23 protein-coding genes are annotated in these 22803 nt (G+C 48.0%); 17 read left to right on the plus strand and 6 right to left on the minus strand.

Annotation, left to right across the window (positions count from 1 at the left end):
• Positions 1–29: 29 nt before the first annotated feature.
• Genes KNP99_RS04970 through chrA form a run of 3 tightly spaced genes read left to right on the plus strand, consistent with a single transcriptional unit; the run spans position 30 to position 3475 of the window.
• Positions 30–1073, plus strand: coding sequence for a glycosyltransferase family 4 protein (locus KNP99_RS04970; RefSeq protein ID WP_214766783.1), 1044 nt, complete (start codon positions 30–32; stop codon positions 1071–1073).
• A gap of 59 nt (positions 1074–1132) precedes the next feature.
• The gene (locus KNP99_RS04975; protein ID WP_088837804.1) at positions 1133–2254 is read left to right on the plus strand and encodes a DUF418 domain-containing protein; all 1122 of its coding nucleotides are present in this window, start codon (positions 1133–1135) and stop codon (positions 2252–2254) included.
• A gap of 54 nt (positions 2255–2308) precedes the next feature.
• Entirely contained in the window at positions 2309–3475 is a 1167-nt protein-coding gene (gene chrA, locus KNP99_RS04980) for a chromate efflux transporter (protein ID WP_214807177.1), read from the plus strand.
• Between the two features lie 687 nt (positions 3476–4162).
• Here chrA and KNP99_RS04985 read toward each other — a convergent pair.
• The 3 genes from KNP99_RS04985 to KNP99_RS04995 all read right to left on the minus strand — a co-directional run bounded on the left by KNP99_RS04985 (position 4163) and on the right by KNP99_RS04995 (position 6340).
• Positions 4163–4603: a GNAT family N-acetyltransferase gene (locus KNP99_RS04985; RefSeq protein ID WP_215193057.1), complete on the minus strand. Its 441-nt coding sequence runs from the start codon at positions 4601–4603 to the stop codon at positions 4163–4165.
• On the minus strand, positions 4578–5615 hold the full coding sequence (locus KNP99_RS04990; RefSeq protein ID WP_214768860.1) for an LCP family protein: 1038 nt from the start codon (positions 5613–5615) through the stop codon (positions 4578–4580). The genes KNP99_RS04985 and KNP99_RS04990 overlap by 26 nt, the downstream gene beginning before the upstream one ends.
• A gap of 86 nt (positions 5616–5701) precedes the next feature.
• Positions 5702–6340, minus strand: a complete 639-nt coding sequence (locus KNP99_RS04995; protein WP_214768858.1) for a YigZ family protein — start codon at positions 6338–6340, stop codon at positions 5702–5704.
• 88 nt (positions 6341–6428) lie between these two features.
• On the opposite strand from KNP99_RS04995, the gene KNP99_RS05000 reads away from it, so the two are divergent.
• The 14 genes from KNP99_RS05000 to KNP99_RS05065 all read left to right on the plus strand — a co-directional run bounded on the left by KNP99_RS05000 (position 6429) and on the right by KNP99_RS05065 (position 17198).
• On the plus strand, positions 6429–7601 hold the full coding sequence (locus tag KNP99_RS05000) for a sensor histidine kinase (protein ID WP_088837799.1): 1173 nt from the start codon (positions 6429–6431) through the stop codon (positions 7599–7601).
• A complete protein-coding gene (locus KNP99_RS05005; protein WP_088837798.1) occupies positions 7598–8293 on the plus strand; it encodes a response regulator in 696 nt (231 codons plus the stop codon). Before KNP99_RS05000 ends, KNP99_RS05005 begins: the two co-directional genes overlap by 4 nt.
• Before the next feature lie 134 nt (positions 8294–8427).
• Complete coding sequence (locus tag KNP99_RS05010) at positions 8428–9273, plus strand: DegV family protein (protein ID WP_215193058.1); 846 nt, start codon at positions 8428–8430, stop codon at positions 9271–9273.
• 140 nt (positions 9274–9413) lie between these two features.
• Positions 9414–10628 (plus strand): helicase-related protein, encoded by a 1215-nt coding sequence (locus KNP99_RS05015; RefSeq protein WP_215193059.1) that lies wholly within the window; start codon positions 9414–9416, stop codon positions 10626–10628.
• Between the two features lie 272 nt (positions 10629–10900).
• Entirely contained in the window at positions 10901–11263 is a 363-nt protein-coding gene (locus KNP99_RS15305; protein WP_353048579.1) for a ComF family protein, read from the plus strand.
• Between the two features lie 261 nt (positions 11264–11524).
• Positions 11525–11686, plus strand: a complete 162-nt coding sequence (locus KNP99_RS05025) for a hypothetical protein (protein WP_159173375.1) — start codon at positions 11525–11527, stop codon at positions 11684–11686.
• Positions 11687–11722: 36 nt separating this feature from the next.
• Entirely contained in the window at positions 11723–11971 is a 249-nt protein-coding gene (flgM, locus tag KNP99_RS05030) for a flagellar biosynthesis anti-sigma factor FlgM (RefSeq protein ID WP_088837793.1), read from the plus strand.
• A gap of 89 nt (positions 11972–12060) precedes the next feature.
• Complete coding sequence (locus KNP99_RS05035) at positions 12061–12468, plus strand: flagellar protein FlgN (protein WP_088837792.1); 408 nt, start codon at positions 12061–12063, stop codon at positions 12466–12468.
• A gap of 12 nt (positions 12469–12480) precedes the next feature.
• Entirely contained in the window at positions 12481–14007 is a 1527-nt protein-coding gene (flgK, locus tag KNP99_RS05040; protein WP_214768855.1) for a flagellar hook-associated protein FlgK, read from the plus strand.
• 7 nt (positions 14008–14014) lie between these two features.
• On the plus strand, positions 14015–14974 hold the full coding sequence (gene flgL / locus KNP99_RS05045; protein WP_214768854.1) for a flagellar hook-associated protein FlgL: 960 nt from the start codon (positions 14015–14017) through the stop codon (positions 14972–14974).
• A gap of 14 nt (positions 14975–14988) precedes the next feature.
• Positions 14989–15567 carry a DUF6470 family protein gene (locus tag KNP99_RS05050; RefSeq protein ID WP_088837790.1) on the plus strand — a complete coding sequence of 193 codons (579 nt, stop codon included), beginning with the start codon at positions 14989–14991 and terminating at the stop codon, positions 15565–15567.
• Positions 15568–15571: 4 nt separating this feature from the next.
• Positions 15572–16012, plus strand: coding sequence for a flagellar assembly protein FliW (gene fliW, locus KNP99_RS05055; RefSeq protein ID WP_239456754.1), 441 nt, complete (start codon positions 15572–15574; stop codon positions 16010–16012).
• Entirely contained in the window at positions 16012–16236 is a 225-nt protein-coding gene (csrA, locus tag KNP99_RS05060; protein WP_214807180.1) for a carbon storage regulator CsrA, read from the plus strand. The genes fliW and csrA overlap by 1 nt, the downstream gene beginning before the upstream one ends.
• A 137-nt stretch (positions 16237–16373) precedes the next feature.
• Positions 16374–17198: a squalene/phytoene synthase family protein gene (locus KNP99_RS05065; protein ID WP_214807181.1), complete on the plus strand. Its 825-nt coding sequence runs from the start codon at positions 16374–16376 to the stop codon at positions 17196–17198.
• Positions 17199–18032: 834 nt separating this feature from the next.
• Here KNP99_RS05065 and KNP99_RS05070 read toward each other — a convergent pair.
• The 3 genes from KNP99_RS05070 to KNP99_RS05080 form a co-directional block, all read right to left on the minus strand.
• Positions 18033–18929, minus strand: a complete 897-nt coding sequence (locus KNP99_RS05070; RefSeq protein ID WP_088837787.1) for an alpha/beta hydrolase — start codon at positions 18927–18929, stop codon at positions 18033–18035.
• Between the two features lie 32 nt (positions 18930–18961).
• Positions 18962–19843 (minus strand): YitT family protein, encoded by an 882-nt coding sequence (locus tag KNP99_RS05075; RefSeq protein ID WP_088837786.1) that lies wholly within the window; start codon positions 19841–19843, stop codon positions 18962–18964.
• Positions 19844–19929: 86 nt separating this feature from the next.
• Complete coding sequence (locus KNP99_RS05080; protein WP_215115581.1) at positions 19930–22755, minus strand: sensor domain-containing protein; 2826 nt, start codon at positions 22753–22755, stop codon at positions 19930–19932.
• Between the last annotated feature and the right edge of the window lie 48 nt (positions 22756–22803).

Raw genomic sequence — 22803 nt, forward strand, 5'->3', positions numbered from 1 at the left:
TATAATTCGCGCAGGAGCGTGATGTTATTATGTTATGGACTGCGTCCATCGTCTGTTTTATCGCGGCCTTACTGATCACACCCGTCGTAAAACGCTTTGCGATTGCAGTCGGTGCCGTTGACAGTCCGGACGCGCGAAAAGTACATGTGCGAATCATGCCACGTCTAGGTGGTTTGGCGATTTATATCGCGTTCATGATTGGCTATTTTATTTTGCAACCTTCGAGTCCCTATGCGACTCATATTCTAGTCGGAGGATTCGTCATCATTTTGACGGGGGCCTTCGACGACCGATTCCAATTGAATGCCCGGTTGAAACTGATGGGACAAATTGTTGCTGCCGTCATCGTCTTAAATGGAGGTATTCGAATCGAATTCATCAATTTGCCGTTTGACCAGCAACTGTTTCTCGGTTGGTGGAGTGTGCCGTTGACGTTTCTTTGGGTCATCGGGATTACGAATGCCGTCAACTTGATTGATGGACTGGATGGACTCGCAGCCGGTGTCTCGAGCATCGTGTTGTTGACGTTGATCAGCCTCGCTGTCATCCAAGGAAATGTTTACGTGACGATCGTCGCAATTTTACTCTTGATGAGCACGCTCGGCTTTTTATTCCACAATTTTTATCCGGCGAAGATTTTCATGGGGGATACAGGGGCCTTGTTCCTTGGATACATGCTTGGTGTCTTATCGTTACTCGGTTTTAAAAACGTGACCTTGTTCTCGCTTGCCGTTCCGGTCATCTTGCTCGGGATTCCGATCTCCGACACGTTGTTTGCAATCGTCCGGCGTGTTCTTCAAGGGAAACCACCGTTCGCACCAGACAAAGCCCACCTGCATCATCGTCTGCTCGATCTTGGATTTACGATGCGCCAAGCTGTGCTCGTGATTTATGGGTTGTGTGCGATTTTCGGCATGACGGCGATTTTATTTTCACAAACGAATTCCGTCGGGGCACTCGTTTCGTTAATCATGTTATTGATTGTGCTCGATATCTTAGTCGAATCGCTGGGACTACTTGGCGAACGCTATCGTCCGTTATTGAATTTACTCGAACGACTTACATCAAAATGACCAATCAGCCGCTCAAAATTTGATTTTTGGGCGGCTGATTGACGATTAAGGAGACTATTATGAATCCGATAGCGGAAAAAGAACGGATTATTTATTTGGATGTCCTCCGTGGTTTTGCACTGTGTGGGATTTTGCTCGTCAACATGCCGAGTTTTCTCGGGGAACGGTTCGTGTCCGATATGGGACAAGTCGACCGATTGCTCCGGCTTTTCTTTGATTTGTTCATTCAAACGAAGTTTTATACGTTGTTTAGCGCGTTGTTTGGTGCTGGCTTTATCCTCTTCATCGACCGGCTCCGTCAAAAAAAGCGTTCGCTGTGGATTTTTGTTCGCCGTTTGACGATTTTATTTGCGATTGGTCTCATTCATTTATTGTTTTGGGAAGGTGACATCCTCCAAACGTATGCGTTTTGCGGATTCCTTTTGTTGCTCTTCGTCAAAACACGACCGCTGACCAAACTCTTCATCGGTCTTGCCCTCCAACTGTATACGGTCTCTCTCTATCTTTCAATTTATCTCTTTGCTCAATCAGAAGGCGATCGTTCCATCATTGAACCGGACGGTCGATTGACCGATCTTGTTGCCGAACGTGATCTCGGAGGTTATTTCATTTATCATGCGACCGTCCAATTGCCGGATGCACTCGGAAATACGTTGATGCTTTGGCCGGAAATTTTATCTCTCTTTTTAATCGGCGCCTATTTGATGGAACGCTTTTCAGTGCGGCCACCGACAACACGATTACTCATCGTAGGGTTCCTCGTAAGCTTGATTTTGTCACTCCCTGCACTAACGCAAATTATTCGCGTTCACCAAGGGCAGGTTGCAGATGGACTAATCAATTACTTTTTCGTCTGGTTGTCCGGACGAACGCTCGCCATTACTTATGCGACAGCCATCGCCTTGGTTGTTCGGGCCGGCCTGCGAATGGAAGGGTTCCGCTTGCTCGGACGGATGGCGCTAACGAATTATTTGACGCACACACTCGTTTTTACAGTCCTTGTTTTCTTATCCGGGACATACGGCACGATTCCGCTGTGGCAAGGGACGTTAGGAGCTCTCATCTTATTAGCCTGCCAAACGTTTTTCTCGCGTTGGTATTTGCGACACCATCACCAAGGGCCAATCGAAGCATTGTGGAGAAAGGGGACATACGGAAAACAAAAGTCGACTGAACTGTAAGCTGTCACAAAAAATTTACAAACGTTTCGTATACTAGGTGTTGGAGGTGGAGAAATGAGTAGATGGATAGAAATCTTCATCGTCTCTTTGAAGCTCGGCTTGACATCGTTCGGAGGTCCTGTCGCGCATCTCGGATACTTTTATGAAGAATACGTCAAACGAAGGAAGTGGATTGACGAGAAAGGCTACGCCGATCTTGTGGCACTTTGCCAGTTTCTTCCCGGTCCGGCATCGAGTCAAGTCGGGATGGGAATCGGGTTGATTCGTGGTGGCGTCGTCGGTGCAATCATTTCCTTTATCGGGTTTACATTACCGTCGAGTCTGTTATTGATCATGTTCGCATTGCTTGCGACAACTTACGATTTGACCGATGCGGGATTCATTCACGGTCTGAAACTCGTCGCGGTGGCGATTGTTGCCGATGCTGTACTCGGAATGGGGATGAAGCTTGCTGTTGGACCGAAGCGGTTAGCGTTGATGTTGCTTGCGCTTGCAGGTGTCTTAATCTTCGATCATCCGCTTGCGCAAGTCGGTGTCTTACTACTGGCGGCATTGTTCGGATTACTCTTGTTTAAAGTTGAACCACAATCTGGTCAGCCGTTAGCCATTCACGTATCACGCGTGTGGAGCATCAGTGCGCTCATACTCTTTTTCGGTTTGTTAGTCGCGACACCGATTTTAGCGACGGTGGCGACGGGAAACGTGCAGCTTGCAAGCATCATGTACAATGCCGGTGCACTCGTGTTTGGGGGCGGTCACGTCGTCTTACCGTTTCTCAACCAGGCACTCGTACCAGGATTTATGGACGGAACGAACTTTCTGGCGGGGTATGCCGCGGCCCAAGCCGTTCCCGGTCCACTCTTTACATTTGCGACGTATCTCGGGACGGTCATTTCAGGTGTGTCGGGTGGTCTGCTCGCGACATTGGCGATTTTTTTACCCGGTTTTCTGCTCGTGATTGGCGTCGTCCCGTTTTGGGATCGCGTCCGGATGAACAAACAAGTCGGACGGATGTTGATCGGCGTCAATGCAGCAGTCGTTGGTTTGTTGTTAGCCGCCCTATATGACCCCATCTTTACATCGAGCGTCGAGACGGGTCTCGATTTCTTCGTCGCCTTCGGGCTCTTTTGTTTACTTCGTTTTTATAACCAGTCGCCGTTACGCATCGTTTTACTTGGAGCAGTGATTGGAATGGTGTTAAGCGGGATTGGTCTCGCTTAACACAGAGGAGTGTCTAACCGGCCGTTACTTCATCTAGGTATGATACAAACTAAAAACGCCCTGTCTTTCTAATAGACAGCGCGTACAGCGTGTAGACAAACTCTTATGAAGCGTCAACATGCGATAACGAGAGACAATCCGGTCGCGCTTCCCTGTCTCGCCTCGTCTTCAAAGCGGCAATCTTCCGCGCCTCTACAGCAAAGCTGCAGGGTCGCGACCGATTGCTTTTCGCTTTAAAAGCGATTCGAGACAGATTGCGCCCTAAACCGTCTGCATGACTGGATTTCCGTCATAGTGTTACCTAAAAAGCGTCACGTTTCGTTGACTCCTGCGGGGAGAAGTGCGTTTTTAACGCACTTTTAGAGGCAGGCAAGACCCTGCTTCTTGTCCGTTAGGATCAAGGAGCAACGGCTTGCGCCTCGCCCGAGGAAAGCAACGAAAAAAGACGCTTGATCTCCCGATGGCACTTTGTCTACAGCCTGAACGCGCTGTCTTTCTAATAGACAGCGCGTAATCGTTTTGGACAAGGAATGCGAACTTTTCCATATGTGACTTGGATAGGTTTCAAGACGGCATGAGCGAAAAGAATAGTCATAGAAATGGCCGATGATTCCATGAAAAAACAGAATCATCGGCCGTTTGATTGTTGTCGGAGACGTACGACACAAATATTGATTTTGATTTGACTTATGAGTCAGCTCCATTGTTTTCAGTCTTACGCTTGAGGTGGACGAGGGCGATGTCTTGCCGGACGGTCGTCGCGTCTTCGATGAAACCGAATTGATGATAAAGCGCAATCGCCGGCGCGTTCAATTTTGCCGTTGAGACGAACTGCAGATCCTCTGCTGCAAGCGCATGGTGCAGTAAACGAGAGGCGACACCTTGCCGGAAAAAATCGGGTGCGACGAGCAGACGTGTAATCGTCCGATCGGAATACGTCAGGCAACCGATGAGTCCGGATTCGGACGTCAAGACGTAACCGAGCGGAGCTTCTTGCGTCAATTCAGCCGATGTTTGGCGCAAAGGTGGAAAATCGGTCGTACCGATTAACTCCGCCTCTATTTGATAAGCACGTTTTTGTAATGCGAACAACGCCTCAAAGTCAGTTTGCTTCAGTCGACGTATCATCTTTTGTCCCTGAATCGTCAGCCGATGCCTCACTTGCCTGGTTCGTCGGCAGAGCGAGTTGTTCTTTTAACATGTTTTTTGCTTCTTGGAGCGACTCTTCATCCAGCTTGTAGTAATAGCCGCCGTTGATTCGGGCATCCGATCCTTCTAAGTCGATCCGGTTGACGGTCGCGAGTGACTTGACGAACGGCTGCAGCTGGAATGCTTCCGTTAACGACATGTTTGTTTGGAAGTTATCGCCGGTCGCTTGCATCAATTGATTCAACTTTGTGATTGAACCGAGCGAAGTCGATTCATCGATGATGGCTTGTAAAATTTGTTGTTGGCGTTTTGTACGGCCGATGTCACCTTCGGGATCTTCGTAGCGCATCCGGGCATAGGCGAGTGCTTCTTCACCGGTTAATGTCTGAACGCCGGGATCGAGCTTGACGCCGCTCTGTTGATCAGATGAATCGAGTGTGTCGATCGGCAACTTGACGTCGACGTCGACTCCGCCAATTGCATCGACAATCGCGACGACACCATTAAAGTTGATTGAGCCATAATAGTCGATTGGGATATCGAGCAAGTTCTCGACCGTCTCAATCGTTGAATCGATTCCTCCGAACGCATACGAGTGATTAATTTTATCTTCGTAGCCGACAGACGGAATCATGACGAGGGAATCCCGGGGGATACTCAACATGCTGACTTTCTTTTCCGCTTTGTTGAAGGTGGCGACAATCATCGTGTCTGATCGTGAAGCAGTGTCACCAGGGCGTTCGTCCGTCCCGACGAGCAGGACGGAGAAATGATCTTTCGTCAAATCGACGGCCGCTGGACGTTTTTCTGATTTTTCACCACGGGATAATTTTACTTCTGTTTTGTTGGCTGTTTGAAAGGTTTTATATGCGACGTAGGCGAACGTAGCGCCACCTGTGACTAAGACGATGAGAAATACGGTGACGAAAATCTTAAACCAAGAGCGTTTTGATTTTCGGTTATTAGAACGAGATCGTGTAGAATCCTCCACTGTTCATTGCCCCTAACTTTACTGAATAATTAAAAAACTTTTAAATTCTTTACAAACAGTATAGCAGGTCGAGACAGAATGTCACGTCAGGTCACATCGTGCTCGATGTAGCGAGAACCATTTTCGTGTATCTTCGCTTGCCCATTCGTCAAGTTCGTCATCCACTCGATGAATGGGGCGACATCGTCTGAATTGACGAGGACGTCGATTTGAACATGATCGAGGTAATGGATTTGGTCGATGAGGTGACGCGTCGCCCGGAGTTCATTTTCTAATTTTCCGAGCCATGTGTAATCGACCGTCACTTCAAGGAGGTCGTGGGAAACGCGTTCGATGACGCCGATTGTATTCAATCCTTCTGAGACACTTGTGCCGTAAGCACGGATTAAACCACCGCCACCGAGCTTGATTCCTCCGAAGTAGCGGGTGACGACGACAACCGTATTCCGGAGATTACGTTTTTTCAACACTTCGAGCATCGGAACGCCGGCCGTTCCACTCGGTTCACCATCATCATTCGCTTTTTGAATGTCATTTCGTTCACCGATGACGTACGCTGAACAATTGTGATTGGCGTCATGGTGTTGCTTTTTAATCGCCGCGATGAAGCCCTGTGCTTCTTGCTCAGAGGTAGCGCGTGCTAAATATGTAATAAATCGTGACTTTTGTATAATGATTTCATGGAAACCATTTTCTTTTACTGTATAATAATTAAATAATGACATAATCAAAAATGTCCTCCTCGTTAACTAGTTCTTTCTAGCATAACGACGAATCGGGAGAGAGACAACCACGGGGACTGGAGGGAGTAGCATGACGAATGAGATGAGGGAGCGGCTGTCCTTGAATGATATCGTACAGAACATCATTGGTGTCGTAGAAGAAAGTCGGGAAGAAATCGTTCGAATTACAGAAGATTCAAGAGAACAATACGCAGAAATCCAACAGGAGTTACGGGATTTGAAGACGCGTGTTCATGACTATATTAAAGAAGCCGAACGACTGGAACGACTGATCAAGGATTCAAAAGCACGACTCGTCGTCGTCAGCAAGAACTTCGATCATTACTCCGAACAAGACGTCAGAAGCGCCTACGAAACGGCGAATGCCCTTCAACTCGAGTCGTTCATCAACCAACGGGATGAAATGAACTGCCGAAAGCGGCGGGATGAACTCGAGCGTCGCTTAGTCCACCTTGATGAGACGATTGAGCGAGCCGATATGCTGATCAGTCGCGTCTCGGTTGTCCTGAATTTTTTGACGGACGATATGCAGGTCATGAATGAAAAGTATGAAAAGGCGATGCAAAAACAAGAGATGGGTTTAAAAGTATTTCAGTCGGCTGAGAATGAGCGACGGCGCTTATCTCGAGACATGCACGATGGACCAGCACAAACGCTTGCTCACGTTTTGATTCGTGCAGATTTAATTGAAAAGATTCACCAGCATAACGGAGCAGAAGCAGCCTTTGAAGAAATACATCGCCTCCGGATCTTGATTCGTGACGGGCTCGCGGATATTCGCCGGATCATTTATGATTTACGTCCGATGACACTCGATGATCTTGGATTTGTTCCGACACTCGAGCGTTATCTTCGTCATATGCAGGAAATTTCGAACATTCCGATTCATTTTAATTATCTTGGCGGTGGGGAGCGGATTGAGTCGACGTATGAAGTCGCTGTCTTCCGAATTGTTCAAGAAGCCGTCCAAAATGCAGTTAAGCATTCCAAAGCGAGTGACATTCGTATTATCATAGAACAGTATCAACATTCTGTCCGTATTCATGTGAAGGACAATGGGATCGGGTTTGACTTTGATGAAATTTTTGCTTCGTGCGATGAGTCGTTTGGACTTGTTGGCATGCGTGAGCGAATTGAATTGATTGATGGTTCGTTTGAAATCGAAACGAAACCAGATAAAGGGACGGTCATCAAGGTAGGGATTCCGATCGAAGAATCCGAAGCGAGAGGGGAAACACAGTGAATAACGAGCAAGTAAAAGTAGTCATCATCGACGATCATCAGTTATTCCGGGAAGGCGTCAAACGGATTCTTGATTTTGAAGAAGAATTCATCGTTGTCGCAGAAGGGGCGAGCGGAGCGGAAGTGATTCCACTCGTCGAAGCCCATCAACCGGATATCGTCTTAATGGATATTAATATGCCGCAAGTCAATGGTGTTGAAGCGACAAAACGTCTCATGGAGGTCCATCCGGATGTCCGCGTCATCATTTTGTCGATTCATGACGATGAAACGTACGTCATGCACGCGTTAGGCGCAGGAGCGGTTGGTTATCTTCTGAAAGAAATGGCGACGGATGAACTCGTGAATGCGATTCGTTCCGTCTATCGCGAAGGGGGATACGTCCACCCGAAAGTCACACCAAACCTTTTGCAAGAGTACCGTCGTTTGATGAAGATGAAACAAACGATGTCTTCCCAACCGATTGAAAAACGTGTCGCGGAAGCGCCGTTACACGTCTTGACGCGTCGTGAGTGCGAAGTACTGCAGTTGCTTGCTGACGGTTTCTCGAACCGGGCGATTAGTGATACGCTCTATATCAGTGAGAAAACAGTCAAAAATCATGTTTCCTCAATTTTGCGGAAAATGAATGTACCCGACCGGACAGGTGCTGTCGTCGAAGCAATCCGACGCGGCTGGGTCGTCGTCGTATAATAAAAAGACGGTTGCCAAAGCGGCGCCGTCTTTGTTTTTGTATCGAAACGAACTATGATACACTTAATAACGATTGTGACGTGTCAGAAAATTACAAGTCACGACGGAACTCTTAAAAGCGAGGAAATTCACGGATGAGCCAGATTGTGATTTTAACGGATAGTACAGCCTATCTGTCAACTACCTATTGTGAAGAAAATAATGTTCATGTCGCACCGCTCAGCGTCATTTTTGATGGTGATGCATATCGTGAAGGGTTCGATATCTCAGTCCCTGAGTTTTATGCGAAGATTCAAACGGGAAGTCTGCCAACGACTTCGCAGCCGAACATCGGTGACATCACGGATGCCTTTGAACGACTACCGGCGGGAACGGATATCATCGGAATTACGTTATCAAGCGGGATTAGTGGAACGTATCAAGCTTTACATACCATTAATATGATGGTTGATCACGTTCAAGTGCACCCGGTCGACTCACGAATTTCATGTATGCCGCAAGCATTCTTAGTGAAGGAGGCTGTCCGGATGCGTGATGCCGGGGCGACGGCAACAGAAATCGTCGCACGTCTTGAAGATCTTAAAGGGATGATTCGTGCGTATTTCGTCGTTGATGATTTAGAGCATTTACAACGGGGCGGACGTCTCAGTATGACGCAAGCCGTCGTTGGTTCTTTCTTAAAGATTAAACCGGTTCTTCATTTCGTCGATGGGAAAATCGTTCCGTTCGAAAAGATTCGGACGTTCAAACGGGCGGTTAAACGGATTGAAGAGATGATGGAAGATACGATTCATAATGAGGGTGCAGGATATGTCATCGGTGTCATCCATGCCGAAGACGATGCCAAAGCACGTGCTGAAATCGAAGTACTCAAGCAACGGTTCCCGAAAGCGCAAATTGAAATGAGCGTGTTCGGTCCGGTTATCGGGACACACCTTGGTCCTGGTGCGATCGGGATCACGTGGTACAAAGCGGATTAATGAAACAAGTGTTGCACCGAGAAAGAACATCACTTCAATGGGATGTTCTTTCTTTTTTGACTCGTCTTTACACTGCCGGCAGGAAGCGCACGCAAGACTGACGAAAGGAGGGGGAGTCTCATCAAGAAAGGGAGTGAGTCATGGATATTCGAGGACGCCTGATTCCGAGCGATCAAGTAAAGGTTTCGCTTGGTTCGAATGAACGTCGGTACCCTGCTGTGACATGGCGGTGTCAACGATGCGGGGGACTGCCGACACGCGGACCATGTACATGCGGGAAACGCTGTTACTATTGTCGGCACTGCCTCATCTTCGGTAAATTAAGAACGTGTGATACGCTCGTCACGGATGCCCGTCCGCTTGACTCCGTCCTGCCGAGTCGGCACGAGCCGCTCGCATTAACACCCGACCAACAACGGATTGCGACGGCGATTGAACGAACGATTGAGCAACAAGGACGTTTGCTCGTCCACGCTGTCTGCGGTGCCGGAAAAACACCAATGCTGTTTCCCGGCATCGAGACGGCACTGCGTCTGAAGAAACGTGTCCTCATCACGACGCCACGGGCGGATGTCGTCCGAGAATTAACGTTACACGTCAAACGTGCTTTTTTGGACGCGCGGATCGTCTCGTTGTTCGGCGGCTCGGAGGAACGTCTTCAGCTTGGAGATATCACGATCAGTACGACCCATCAATTGATCCATTACCGTGCTTGCTTTGACGTCGTCTTCATCGATGAAGTCGATGCCTTTCCTTACAGTACGGACCGGACGCTACATCGCTACGTCAAACGGGTGATGTGCCGCGCGGCATCACTCATCCTTCTCAGTGCAACCCCTTCCTTTAGGAACAAACGCCTGCCGACCGTCCGCCTGATGCGGCGGTATCACGGCTTCCCGTTACCCGTTCCGCAACTCCACTTTTCCTATACACCAGCCCATTTGATTGAATGGCTTCACAGTCACGCAGACAAACCACGACTCGTCTTTGTGCCGACCGTTGCCGTACTCGCGTTATGGCAGGAGCGACTCGAACAAGCGGGATTAACGGCTGAAACGGTCCACGCGGCAGATCCTGGCCGGATCGTTAAGGTCGAACGCTTTCGGACGACGGCAACGATTTTATTGACGACAACGATTTTAGAACGTGGCGTCACCTTTTCGAACGTCCAAGTCGCGGTCGTCGATGCAGACGTGTCGTTTACGGCAGCGGCATTGATTCAAATCAGTGGACGTGTCGGGCGAGATGTCGATTTCCCGAGTGGGGACGTCATCTTTTTCGCAAATGATCGATCGAATGCGTTATACGAAGCAATCGCTGATATTCAGCGTGCGAACCGGGAGGGTTTCCGATGAATTGTCTGCTTTGCCAACAATTTTTTTTACCGAGCTGGTCATTGTCGAACGTATGGACTAGGCAAACGGTATGTCGAACCTGTAAAATAAAGTTTGTAAAAAGAGGGGAATGCACGGATTGTGGAAAACCGGGTCTCACCCTTTGCAGCGATTGTCAGCAGTGGCGGCGACTCGGTTATGATTTGAAGACGGACCCATTATTTTTATATGAGGCAACCGCAAAGGATTTTTTGAAGCGCTATAAGTTTTTAGGGGATACGGCGCTGTTGGACGTGTTTAAAGAAGAGCTGAAGAAGGTAAAAGTGAAACAGGATTTCATTGTGCCGATTCCGCTCAGTCGAGAGCGACTGAGCGAACGGCGTTTCAATCAGGCGGAAGGCATCGCCCGGATGATGCGTGGAAAGGTCACATTGTGTTTGGCACGTTCAGATGGTCCAGCGCAAAGTCGCAAGGCGAGGCGAGAGCGCCTGTCTCGGACCAATCCGTATGAAGTGATCACTTCCGTCGAGGGGAAAACGATTTTACTCGTCGATGATGTGTATACGACGGGAACGACCTTGCATCAAGCGGCTTTGCGACTACGTGAAGCAGGTGCAAAAGAAATTTCTGCCGTAACTTTATTTCGAAGTGTTTAAGAATTCTTCATTTCTGCCGATATTCATAATGAGGTGAAGGAAATGGATGTGTTAAACTGCAAATCTTGCGGGAAATTATTTGTTCGTCAATCTTCTGACCTGTGCATCGATTGCATTAGGAAAGATCATACTGATTTTGAGAAGGTGCGTGAGTTCCTGCGAGAACGGCGGAAAATCCGAACCTCACCTATTGATGTTGAGCAAGCGGTCGGGGTCAAACGAGAAACAGTCCTCCGGTACATTAGGGATGGGCGTTTACTGATGTCAGAAATCACACAGATGGAAATCACGTGTGAGAGTTGCGGGAAACCTTCCCGTGACGGTACGATTTGTGCCGATTGTCGTGAGAAATTACGACGCGACCTCGCCCAAGCGATGCTAGATTCTTCTGCCCCTTCGAAACCGAGAACGTATCGAACATGAATTAAGAATCTTGTAATCTAGAAAGCAGGTGTTCACATGCGAATTGATTCTACGAAATGGGTGAATATGCCTAAAGCGTACGAAAGAAATCAAGCAGTAGAAGGAACAGAAGCAAAACGTACGAATCGGCCGGATGAAGTGACAATCTCGAGTGAAGCGCGTGCGCGTTTCAATGAGACACCAACATCACGGACCGAAAAAATCGAATCCCTTCGTCAAGCCATTCAGGATGGAACCTATAAACCAGACGCGAAAAAAATCGCGGAGCGTTTTTTGAACTTGTAAGAGGGACAACTATGACAGTAGAGGCGACTCGGGGCACGGATGCGCGGGTCGCTTTTTATATGAAGAGCAAACTGTGAGGAGGCAATCGGATGGAAATCCTTGAACAACTCGTAAGTGAGCACGATGCTTTATTGGATCTTGCAAAAGAAAAAAAGACAATTTTGATTCAAAATGATATGAAGCGACTCTCACAAATCGTCAAAGAAGAACCGGTACATCTGAAACGGATTGAACAGCTCGAACAACAACGGCTTGAACGGATGGGACAGGTGACGATGACCGAGTGGTTACAAGATCACCCGGAGGATGTCGCTTCATTACGCCGCTTGTTACAGACGATCGGTCAACTCAAACGACTGAACGACCTGAACGCTGAATTACTCGAACAATCGCTTCATTATCTCGATTGGCACTTACAATTGCTGATCCCGGAAGCCGATGATTTTACATATGGTCAGTCCGCACTCGACCGCACACACTTCAACCGGAATGCTTAAGGAGGTAGACGAATGGCATCAACTTTTATGGGGCTTGAGACAGGACGTCGGGCACTGACGACGAACCAATGGGCGCTCCAATCCACAGGAAACAATATTGCGAACGCCGGAACGGCTGGTTTTTCACGTCAGCGCTTAATCATGGCGACGACAGAGCAACTCTCGATGTCGATCGGAACGGGCAAGATGGGGCAAATCGGCACAGGGGTCAAAGGGGAATTGCTTGAACGGGTGCGTGACGTGATGCTCGATAAACAGTATCGCGACGAAGCGACGAAGACATCGTACTATGGTACGAAAGAAGCGGCATTCGGCCGAATGGAAGACATCATCAATGAACCGTCGGATACCGGTCTATCAAAAGCTTTTGATGGATTTTGGGAGTCGCTTCAAACACTGTCGACGAATCCGCAAGATTCCGGGGCGCGCAGTGTCGTCCGTCAAAAAGCAGAAACCTTGACGCAAACGTTCAACTACATGGCGAAGGCGCTTAATCAAGTGCAAGGCGACCTGAAAAGCGAAATCGACGTCTCGACGAAAAAAGTCAACGATTTGTTCAAAAAAATTCACAATATCAATGCGGAAATCCATACGGTTGAGCCGCTCGGCGTCTTACCGAATGCGCTATACGATGAGCGGGACCGTTACTTTGATGAGCTCGCTGAATATGTCGACTTTGAAAAAGTCTCCGTCGACAGCGATGCGATCCAGCAAGGGCAGCTCGGAAATACCGTCAAAACGGCAGAAGGACGAATCGATGTCCGGATTAAACTACCGAACGGCGATAAGTTGCTTGCAGTCGACTCGGATTTACCGAAGGCCGGGACACTCACGTTCACGACCGATGCGAACGGACTCTATACAGGGTTTAAAACAGATTCACAAACGATTTCATTTGACACAGCAGGCGGCTTCTCATCAGGACGGCTAATCGGTCTGATTGAGATGTATGGTCATGTCGAGAATGGTCAAGCAACGGGCGAATACGTCAACATGCAAGGGCACCTCGATGAGATGGCAGCAACATTTGCCGAAGCCTTCAACACAGCCCACGCAGGGAATCTTAAAAAAGACGGGACGAATGGGACAAACGAATTTTTCGGTTCATCCAACGGTCCGATCACAGCGAAGACGATCGCACTAGGAAGCGAAATCAAGAGGAGTCTCGATAACATCGCGACGTCGACGGATGGAAACATCGGGGACAGCGCCGGTGCCTTGAAGCTCGCCAACATGAAGACGGCAAGCATTCGTTTCGACCAGTCGGATACGACAACGACAATCGGTTCCTTTTATCAAAACGTCATCGGTGACATGGCGGTCGCGACCGACCAAGTCGCGCGACTCGGGCAAAGCTCGGCCGTCTTGATGGAAAGCGCGGAACAGCGCCGTATGTCAGTCTCGGCTGTCTCAATCGATGAAGAGATGACGATGATGATTCAGTACCAACATGCTTACAACGCGGCAGCGCGTAATATCACGACGGTTGATGAGATGCTCGATAAGATCATCAACGGTATGGGAATCGTAGGACGGTGATGACTAAATGAGAGTAACGCAAACGATGCTGACGAAAACGAATATCGGACACTTATCGTCAAGCTACCAAAAATTAAGCACATTACAAGAGCAATTGATCAGCGGTAAAAAAATCCAACGTCCCTCGGAAGACCCCGTCGTCGCGATGCAAGGAATCCGTTACCGGACAGAAGTCCGTGAAGTCGAACAGTTCAAAAAGAACGTCAACGAAGCGACAGGTTGGATGGACTTAACCGATTCGGCACTGAACGAAGTGACGTCAGCGATGAGTCGTGTTCGTGAATTGACGACGCAAGCAGCAACGGATACGTATGACGCGACACAACGAAAAGCAATTCAAAGTGAGGTCGGGCAGCTGATTGAACACATCGGGACACTCGCCAACACGAAATACAATGAAAAAGTCATCTTCAACGGAACGAAGACGGATCAACCGTTCGTTTCGATGGAAGGTCTAAAAGAGTATTTAGCGACGCCTGGTAAGTCTGTCGATACGGTCTTTACGGACGGAAACCCGGGCGGTAAAGACAGCGAAGTAATCCGCTATGAAGTGTCGTCAGGAATCGAAGTCCAGGTCAATGTCTCGCCGACGAGCGTGTTTAGCGCAGAGACGTTTACAACACTAAAAAAATTATATGATGCGCTTGGTGGTGTCTCAGACACGGGAGCCGTCGATAGCTCAAACAATGGAGCCGAGTTGTCAGGGATGCTAAAGGATTTAGACACGATGCTGAATCAAACGGTCGAGACACGAGCGGATCTCGGAGCACGCGTCAATCGTCTTGAACTGAATGCGTCACGCCTTGAAGATCAAGAAATCATCGCGAAATCCGTCATGTCGGATAACGAAGACATCGAAGCGGAAAAAGTCATCATGGAACTCAAATCGTACGAGACGCTTCACCGGGCCGCACTCAGTGCCGGTGCGCGAATCATTCAACCGACACTACTCGATTTCCTACGTTAAGGAGGTGACGGGAGATGAACCTTCCGCATCTTGAAATGCGTCAAACGTCTGCTAAAATCGGTATCAATACGACACGGGCGACGCTTGAACAACACCAACAACAAGCGTCCTTGTCAATCGAGCAACCGAAAGGCGAGCTGTCGCTCGAAACGGTCGCGGCACGACTCGAAATTGATTCATCCCAGGCATGGATTGAAATCGGACGAATCCCGGCATTTGAATCCGTTCAGCGTTATGCTGATTACGGACGACAAATGGGACAACAAGCAGTCGGGCGGGCAGCAGCTGAAGGGGATCAGTTGATGCGGATCGAGCAACGGGGAGATGCCGTTGCTCGCATCGCGACATCCCGGCAAGCACCACCGGCAGAAGTGACGACGCTCGGCTTTACGCCACGCAGTCTCGACCGGGTCAAAATCAATTACACACCGGCAGAGGTGCGTGTCAACTATACGGCGCAAAAACCGCAAATCGATGTTGAGATACATCGACCGGAATTAAACGTCACGCCAGGCACGACAGAAATTTACCTACGGGAACAAAATCAACTGGATATGTGGCCAGTCGGCGGCATATTCGATGGGGAAGGATAATCACATGCATATCGAAACAGATTTTTTTGGAACGGTTCAAATCGAGGAAAGTGAAATCATCACGTTCGCTTCCGAAGTACCCGGTTTTCCAGAGGCACGTCGTTTTATCTTATTACCGTTCGGAGAAGGCATTCCGTTCTGGTCCTTCCAATCGATTGATCAAACGGAATGCGCATTCGTCGTGACGAATCCGTTTTGGATTGATCCGGAGTATGTCTTTGAATTACCAGAATCAGCGAAAGAACAACTCGGTATCCAAGATACGGCACAAGTCGCTGTCTATACGACGGTCACGTTACGTGAACGGTTCGAGGAGTCGACGACGAACTTACGCGCACCGTTCGTAATGGAGACGAAACGTCGGCAAGCGAAACAAGTCATCCTTGATGAAACGTATTCAAACCGGCATGTGATTGGTAGTCTAACGGAAGTAGGTGGTCGCTGATGCTCGTCTTAAAACGTAAAACGGGGGAAGCGATTCAAATCGGGGATGATATCGAGTTGACGGTTCTTGCAATCGAAGGGGACCAAATCAAACTCGGAATCGAGGCACCGCGTCACATCGACATCCATCGGAAAGAAATTTATCTTGCAATCCAAGATGAAAATGCGGAAGCATCTCGAAGTACCGGATTGATGAGTCAGTTGTTAAAACAGCGTTCTGAATAATGAGGTGAACTTCTTTTGTGCGCACGCGACCAAAAGAAGTTTTTTTCGTTTCTACGAAAAAAATGCTCATTCCTTTCGAATCGTGTATAGTAATGTAGAGAAAAGAAACCTTTTTAGACAAAGAGGGAGTGTAAGCAATGAATGAGACGAAGCAGCTGAAAAAAGATGCGAATCGTGTACTAAAAGCGACGAGCCGAACCTTTTATATACCAATCAGTCGCCTATCGCAAGAACTGCAAGAGGCAGTCGGGTCTGCCTACCTGTGCATGCGTGCGATTGATGAGATTGAGGACCATGAAGACTTGCCGACAGACGTCAAGACGACGCTCCTTCGGGAGACGGCCCTCCAGATGCGTGGAACGTTTTCGGGAGCTGCTTATCAAGCATTGATTGCGCCGTATGCAAATCAGTTGCCGGAAGTGACCCTTCGTCTTTCAGAATGGATTGCCTACTGCCCGAGTGGTATCCGAGCGAAAGTTCTTGAATCGACGGCAGAGATGGCAGAAGGGATGGCCGTCTGGGCAGAACGTGATTGGACGGTCGAAACGGAAGCGGATCTTGATGAGTACACGTATTATGTTGCGGGACTCGTCGGTGTCATGTTGTCAGATATTTGGTACTGGAAAGCGGGTATCGTCACGGATAAACAACAGGCGATTGGTTTTGGTCGGGGACTCCAAGCAGTTAACATCTTACGGAACCAACAAGAAGATGCAGAACGCGGTGTCGGATACTTCCCACCCGGTTGGACGACGGAGACGATGTTTACGTACGCGCAGGATAACTTGGCAGAAGCGGATTTGTATCTCGCGTCGATTCCGAAAGAGACGACGATCTACGAGTTTTGTAAGATTCCACTTGCCCTCGCACATGGAACGCTGGATGCGCTCGCTCGGGGAAAAGAGAAGCTCAGTCGACCAGAAGTCTTGAAAATCGTCGGAAGTGCGGTTTTAAAACGATAATGAACTGACTAAAAGAGAAACACTTACACATGACGCTTGGCAGGATGAGGCGTGTGGATAAGTGTTTTTTGTCGTTAGCAAGAGTCCGGAACTTTAATGTTCTGCCGCGGTTTCTGAACAGTGTAGTAGCTGGGTTTAAACGTGTGGACAACGTGCAATCGGGAGAGAAGGCGTCTTCCTTGTTCGTTGTTCCTTAATCCCCACGGACAACGAGCAGGGTCTTGTCTGACTTTGAAAGTGCGTTAAAAACGTACTCAGACTGTAGACAACGTGTAATCGGGAGAGAAAGCGTCTCTTTTTTCGTTGCTTTCCTCGGGCGAGGCGCAAGCCGTTGCTCTTTGGTCCTTACGGACAACGAGCAGGGTCTTGCCTGCCTCTGAAAGTGCGTTAAAAACGCACTTTTTCCCGTAGGAGTCAACGAAACGTGACGCTTTTTAGGTAATACCGTGACAGAAATCCAGGCATGCAGGCGGTTTAGAGCGCAATCCGTTTCGAATCGCTTAGAACCGCGAAAAGCAATCGGTCGCGACCCTGCAGCTTTGCTGTATCGGCGTGACCGATTGCCGCTTTGAAGACGAGGCGAGACAGGGAAGTGCGAACGGATCGCATCTCGTTATAGCATGTTCACGCTTCATAAGCATTTGTCTAAGGTCTGAGCGTAGTCGCCGTGTTTTTCTCTACTTCGAATCATTTTAGTGAAGTCGTCCCAAACAAAAAAGAGTCTAACCTACTGATACAAGATCAGCTTGGATTGACTCTTTTTTCTGGATTAAGAGATTGAAGGTACAGCGACTGTTCCTTAATTAAAGAGTTGCTGCGATTATTGATGTGAAATCATTTGATGTCTTCTAAATAAGATAGGACCTTGTCTTCATAGGCTTTGCGGTCATGGGCATAAGACTGGACATGTCCGCCGTTTTCCGTCACATAAAGCTCAGAATGTGGCGCCGCTTTTTGAAGGCGCATGCTTTCCGTGACCGGAATCGCATCATCGTCCTTGCCATGAATCATCAGGATGGGAAGATCAATCCGTCGAATCGCTTCAATCGGTTTGACACGTTCCGGGTTCAGCCCTGTCAGTGGAGGCGTCACTTGCAGGATGACGGGTGTGAACGGGAAGTTCGGCAACCCGCTCCAGACGGGGAGGTTCGTTTCTAAATAATTTTCTAAATCACTGAACGGACTATCCGCGATGACACCGGCGACATCTGCTTTTGGAGCCGTGACAAGGGCAGTCGAAGCGCCCATTGAGATACCATAAAGAACAACCGGCTCTGAAGCACGTGATTTGGCATAGCTGACAGCTGTCAGCAAGTCATCTTGTTCTTTTGCCCCGACCGTGACACGTTTTCCTTCCGAGATCCCGGACCCGCGGAAATCAAATGTTAAGACGTTATAGCCGGCATCATGAAATTTTTTGAAGAGCGGGAAGATGGGGACATCCGTCTGTTCCCGGTTTTTCCCATAGCCGTGAGCAAAGACGATTGTCAGTTTCGCATCCTCACTCGGAATCCACCAGCCGGATAGCCGCGTGCGATCTTTTAGCGAGCGGAAGGAGACGTCTTCATAAGCCAGTTTTTCTGCTTTTTTAGGATTCGTCGTCAATGCTTCCCGTTCCGGTTTCGTTAAGGACGAACCGACATAAGCAGAAATTCCGACGAGAGCAATCAACAAAAGAACGATGACGAGGATCAATCCCCCGATGATTTTCTTGCGATGTTTCTTCAACAACGGCGCGACTCCCTTTCTCGAACAACTGTGAATTAATGAATATCTTTTTTCTTGAAGCGGCCACCGTGGACGTCATGAATGTTGCCGATGGCGATGAAGGCCTGTTCGTCGAAGTCGCGGACGATTTCTTTTAATTTCGTTTCTTCGAGCCGGCTGATGACACAAAAAATGACTTTCTTATCATCTCCGGAAAAGGATCCTTCTCCGTGTAAGTACGTCATGCTCCGACCGAGCCGGTCCATGATGGCAAGGCCGATTTCTTCGTAGTTCTCAGAAATGATCCATACACTCTTTGATTGATCGAGTCCGTCAATGACGACATCAATTGTCTTGAAGGCAATGAAATACGTAATCAGCGAGTACATCGCCCGGTCCCAACCGAAGACGAATCCGGCTGCTCCGAGGATGAAGACGTTAAAGAACATTACAATTTCACCGACGGAAAAGGGGGTCGAGCGACTGAAGGAAACAGCAAGAATCTCCGTTCCGTCGAGCGATCCACTGGCCCGGATGACGATACCGACGCCAATTCCGAGAATTAAACCACCGAAGACGGTCGCAAGGAGATCGACGTTCGTCATCGGTCCGATGCCTTCGAGTAATTTCGTCGCGACCGCCATGATGAAAATTGCATAAAGCGTAGACAGGGCAAAGGTCTTACCAATCTGTTTATAACCAAAAAAGATGAACGGGATATTTAAAAAGAAGAGCCATAATGCAAGTGTCGTATCCGTCAGTTTTGACCCAATGATGGAAATTCCGACAATCCCACCATCGATGATATTATTCGGAACAAGGAATCCTTTCAAACCGATTGCGAAGACGATGGCACCAATCGTCAATAACAAAAGGCGGCGTATAAGTTGCCATTTCGTCGTTCGTCGGTGAGCTTTCGTTTGGATCGCACCACTCATCGAATTCCCCCTTTTTGAAAAGTGTTTCTGTGTTTACTATAACAAAAAAGCACTAAGGCATGCGAGAGCAACCTTAGTGCGAATAATTAGATAAACGGTCGAATTGATTGGAAAAACCGTAAAACGAGTTCTGCTTCCGAAGTGTTCGTATAGGCACCGATATATTGTCCATGTTCGAAACCGATGACGGTCAGTGTGCAGCTGACAAGTTGTAACCCTTCGGATAAACGGACTTCGAAGGTCGCTGTGTTTAAAGGCAGCGGGACTTCTGTTGTGAAATAGAGGTGGCGTGTATCCGTCTGATGCGCATGAATGTCCGAATAATCGAAATCCAGCGCCATTTCATGGTGCGTCAACATCTTAATTTTCCCTTCAATCGAAAAACTGGGAGTACCTTCACTTGTCAGGGCGCAGGCTTCAATCGGATACAAAATTTCCCGTAACAAATAACTTTGCATGATTTCTGTTGAAACAGGACGACTGAACAAATATCCTTGAATGTTCGGACAATTGAGGGCACGGAACGTTTCCAGCTGTCGTATCGTTTCAATACCTTCTGCAACGACGGAAAGATTGAAGACGGACGCCATATAAAGAATGCTTTTAACAATGGCCTGTGCTTTTGCGTCATCAGCAATGTGCGTTGCAAACTGACGGTCAATCTTGACGACATCAATCGGATATCGCTGTAAATAAACCATCGATGAGTAACCTTTACCAAAGTCATCCAATGCAATTCGAACACCGAGGTGACTTAAGTGTTCGAGCATACGGTTCGTGTTCGGGTCTTCCATAATAAGTGCTGCTTCCGTGATTTCGAGTTCAAATAAATGAGGGGATAAATTGTATTTTAGCAATGCCTGCTCAATCTGATGTTCAAAACCGGGAATCAAGAAACGTTTTGGTGAGACGTTCACTGAAATTGGAATAAGATTTGAACCGGCCCGTGCCCAAGAGTTCATTGCTTGGCATGCGGTCTCAATGACCCAGTCGCCAATTGCAAGATGAAGTGAGCTTTCCTCAGCAAGGGGGATGAAGTCATTTGGCGGAATCCGTCCCCATTCTGGATGTTGCCAACGGATTAAAGCTTCAAGTCCAATGATTTTTCCGGTCCAGCTATCGACTTTCGGTTGGTATTCAAGGAATAGCTCGTTGCGTTCAATGGCATAGTGTAAGTCTTGTTCGAGTCGGTAACGTCTGTAGTAATCGATGTCAAGATTCGAAGCGTAATGATGAAACGTACTGTGATCTTCCCGTCGTGAACGGCGTAAGGCAGTGTAGGAATGTTTTAGCAGTTCAATCGCATCCTGACTGTCTCCCGGGAAACGACTAACCCCAGCAGAAATACGGGCGAACAATTCATACGGTTCAATCAAAATCGGATTTGCCGAGAGTGCGAGCAGTTTTTCCGCACAGGAAGTAATGTCATCACTGTAACTGGAGGGTACGAGCATGGCATACTCATCTCCCCCAAGATGGCCAAGGAATACTTCTTCCGGTTTAGTGATCGACAGAATGCGACTCGTCGCTTGTAACCATTGATCACCGGATGCATGGCCGAACGCGTTATTGATTTCAGAAATCCGGTTGAAGGAAACCGAAAGAACGGAGAAAGATTGATCGTTCTTCATCCATTCCTCAATGGTGTCCGTTAATAATTGACGGTTCGGCAATTCGGTGATTGCATCAATCAATGCGAGTTGCTGCAGCCGTTCCTCATACTCTTTTTGAAGCGTGATGTCATGCATGATACTGTTTGAATAGGCAATGTTCCCATCCAGGTGGAAAACAGGTAACTGTTGATCTTCAATCCATTTCCGTCGTCCATCTGGAAAGCGGAGACGATATTGAATCGTTCCGGATTTTCCAGAAAGCAGTTGTTGGATAAAATGTTTCATCGCCAGGTGATCCCGTTCGTCTATTCGCTCGAATAGCCATTTTTGACTTAAGCACAAATCCTCTGGCAATTCTTCAAAAATTTGAAGAAACCCCTGGGAGTGGAAGAGGACTCGGCCAGTAGAAGGGTCGATTTGCGAAATGGCTGCATCAAGCGCTTCGTAAATTTCACGTGTCTGTTCCCGTTCAAGCGTTAATTGGCGTCGCGCTTCGTTGACTTCCGATAAGTCATACAGGATAACGGAAATTAGTTCATTGTTTTCCGGGCGGCGAAATGCTTTTAAGCGTAATAATTGATATCCGTTTGAGGCATTTAAGACAGAAACCTCTTGTTCAAACATCTCCACTTCACAATCAATGAGTCGCTCCATATTAAACAGAAGCGGGTCAAAATCGCGCGGGTGAATGAGGTTATGTAACTGTTCGCGTGATAATGTCCCCAACTCGTCAGATGAAACGCCTAAGTAATTCATCAAAGAGGCGGAATGTTCGATGCTCCTTGTAGAAGGATCGTAATGGAAGACAACAAGTTCTGGAATGTGTTCCGTTAGTTCGAGCTGTGATCGAATTTGAACAACATCTTCTTCAAGTTGTTTTTCTCGAGTGATATCACGTGCGATCCCGTATACACCAATGACTCGATTATCTTGAAGAATGGGCATGTTCGTAATCTTTAAGGTCAGCCGATAATGATCGTTATGGAGGCCTTGGGCGGTGTAGTGAACGGTCTCTCCTGTAAGAGCACGTTCAAAAAATGCTGTGACTGCATCAATTTGTTCAGGGGGATTAAATACTCCAAAGTGTTCATACAGTGTTTCCGTGGAATACCCAAGCATTGCAGGCAATTTTTCATTGAAATATATGATTTCACCAAGATGGTTAAAAAAGAAAATCGCATCCGCGTTTTGATGGAAAAAGAATTCTGCGCTATCGGGATGTGAGAGTTCTAATCCACCAATGAATAGAGGGGATGTCGATGAACGACTTAGTCGTTGCATAGCGTCGAAAAAAGTCATAGCTATATCTCCTCACTAGAATGTAATTCAAGAATCTGTAATCCTATT

The sequence above is a fragment of the Exiguobacterium sp. s95 genome (genome assembly GCF_018618655.1).
Classification (GTDB): domain Bacteria; phylum Bacillota; class Bacilli; order Exiguobacteriales; family Exiguobacteriaceae; genus Exiguobacterium_A; species Exiguobacterium_A oxidotolerans.

What these genes read in the sequence shown, in the direction of transcription:
- flgK (WP_214768855.1), top strand. Translation starts at nt 12,481, where the DNA reads ATGGCATCAACTTTTATGGGGCTTGAGACAGGACGTCGGGCACTGACG.
- csrA (WP_214807180.1), top strand. Translation starts at nt 16,012, where the DNA reads ATGCTCGTCTTAAAACGTAAAACGGGGGAAGCGATTCAAATCGGGGAT.
- KNP99_RS05000 (WP_088837799.1), top strand. Translation starts at nt 6,429, where the DNA reads ATGACGAATGAGATGAGGGAGCGGCTGTCCTTGAATGATATCGTACAG.
- KNP99_RS05015 (WP_215193059.1), top strand. Translation starts at nt 9,414, where the DNA reads ATGGATATTCGAGGACGCCTGATTCCGAGCGATCAAGTAAAGGTTTCG.
- KNP99_RS05075 (WP_088837786.1), bottom strand. Translation starts at nt 19,843, where the DNA reads ATGAGTGGTGCGATCCAAACGAAAGCTCACCGACGAACGACGAAATGG.
- KNP99_RS05065 (WP_214807181.1), top strand. Translation starts at nt 16,374, where the DNA reads ATGAATGAGACGAAGCAGCTGAAAAAAGATGCGAATCGTGTACTAAAA.
- KNP99_RS05080 (WP_215115581.1), bottom strand. Translation starts at nt 22,755, where the DNA reads ATGACTTTTTTCGACGCTATGCAACGACTAAGTCGTTCATCGACATCC.
- KNP99_RS04985 (WP_215193057.1), bottom strand. Translation starts at nt 4,603, where the DNA reads ATGATACGTCGACTGAAGCAAACTGACTTTGAGGCGTTGTTCGCATTA.
- KNP99_RS04970 (WP_214766783.1), top strand. Translation starts at nt 30, where the DNA reads ATGTTATGGACTGCGTCCATCGTCTGTTTTATCGCGGCCTTACTGATC.
- chrA (WP_214807177.1), top strand. Translation starts at nt 2,309, where the DNA reads ATGAGTAGATGGATAGAAATCTTCATCGTCTCTTTGAAGCTCGGCTTG.
- KNP99_RS04995 (WP_214768858.1), bottom strand. Translation starts at nt 6,340, where the DNA reads ATGTCATTATTTAATTATTATACAGTAAAAGAAAATGGTTTCCATGAA.
- KNP99_RS05050 (WP_088837790.1), top strand. Translation starts at nt 14,989, where the DNA reads ATGAACCTTCCGCATCTTGAAATGCGTCAAACGTCTGCTAAAATCGGT.
- KNP99_RS05035 (WP_088837792.1), top strand. Translation starts at nt 12,061, where the DNA reads ATGGAAATCCTTGAACAACTCGTAAGTGAGCACGATGCTTTATTGGAT.
- KNP99_RS05025 (WP_159173375.1), top strand. Translation starts at nt 11,525, where the DNA reads ATGTCAGAAATCACACAGATGGAAATCACGTGTGAGAGTTGCGGGAAA.
- flgL (WP_214768854.1), top strand. Translation starts at nt 14,015, where the DNA reads ATGAGAGTAACGCAAACGATGCTGACGAAAACGAATATCGGACACTTA.
- flgM (WP_088837793.1), top strand. Translation starts at nt 11,723, where the DNA reads ATGCGAATTGATTCTACGAAATGGGTGAATATGCCTAAAGCGTACGAA.
- fliW (WP_239456754.1), top strand. Translation starts at nt 15,572, where the DNA reads ATGCATATCGAAACAGATTTTTTTGGAACGGTTCAAATCGAGGAAAGT.
- KNP99_RS04975 (WP_088837804.1), top strand. Translation starts at nt 1,133, where the DNA reads ATGAATCCGATAGCGGAAAAAGAACGGATTATTTATTTGGATGTCCTC.
- KNP99_RS05010 (WP_215193058.1), top strand. Translation starts at nt 8,428, where the DNA reads ATGAGCCAGATTGTGATTTTAACGGATAGTACAGCCTATCTGTCAACT.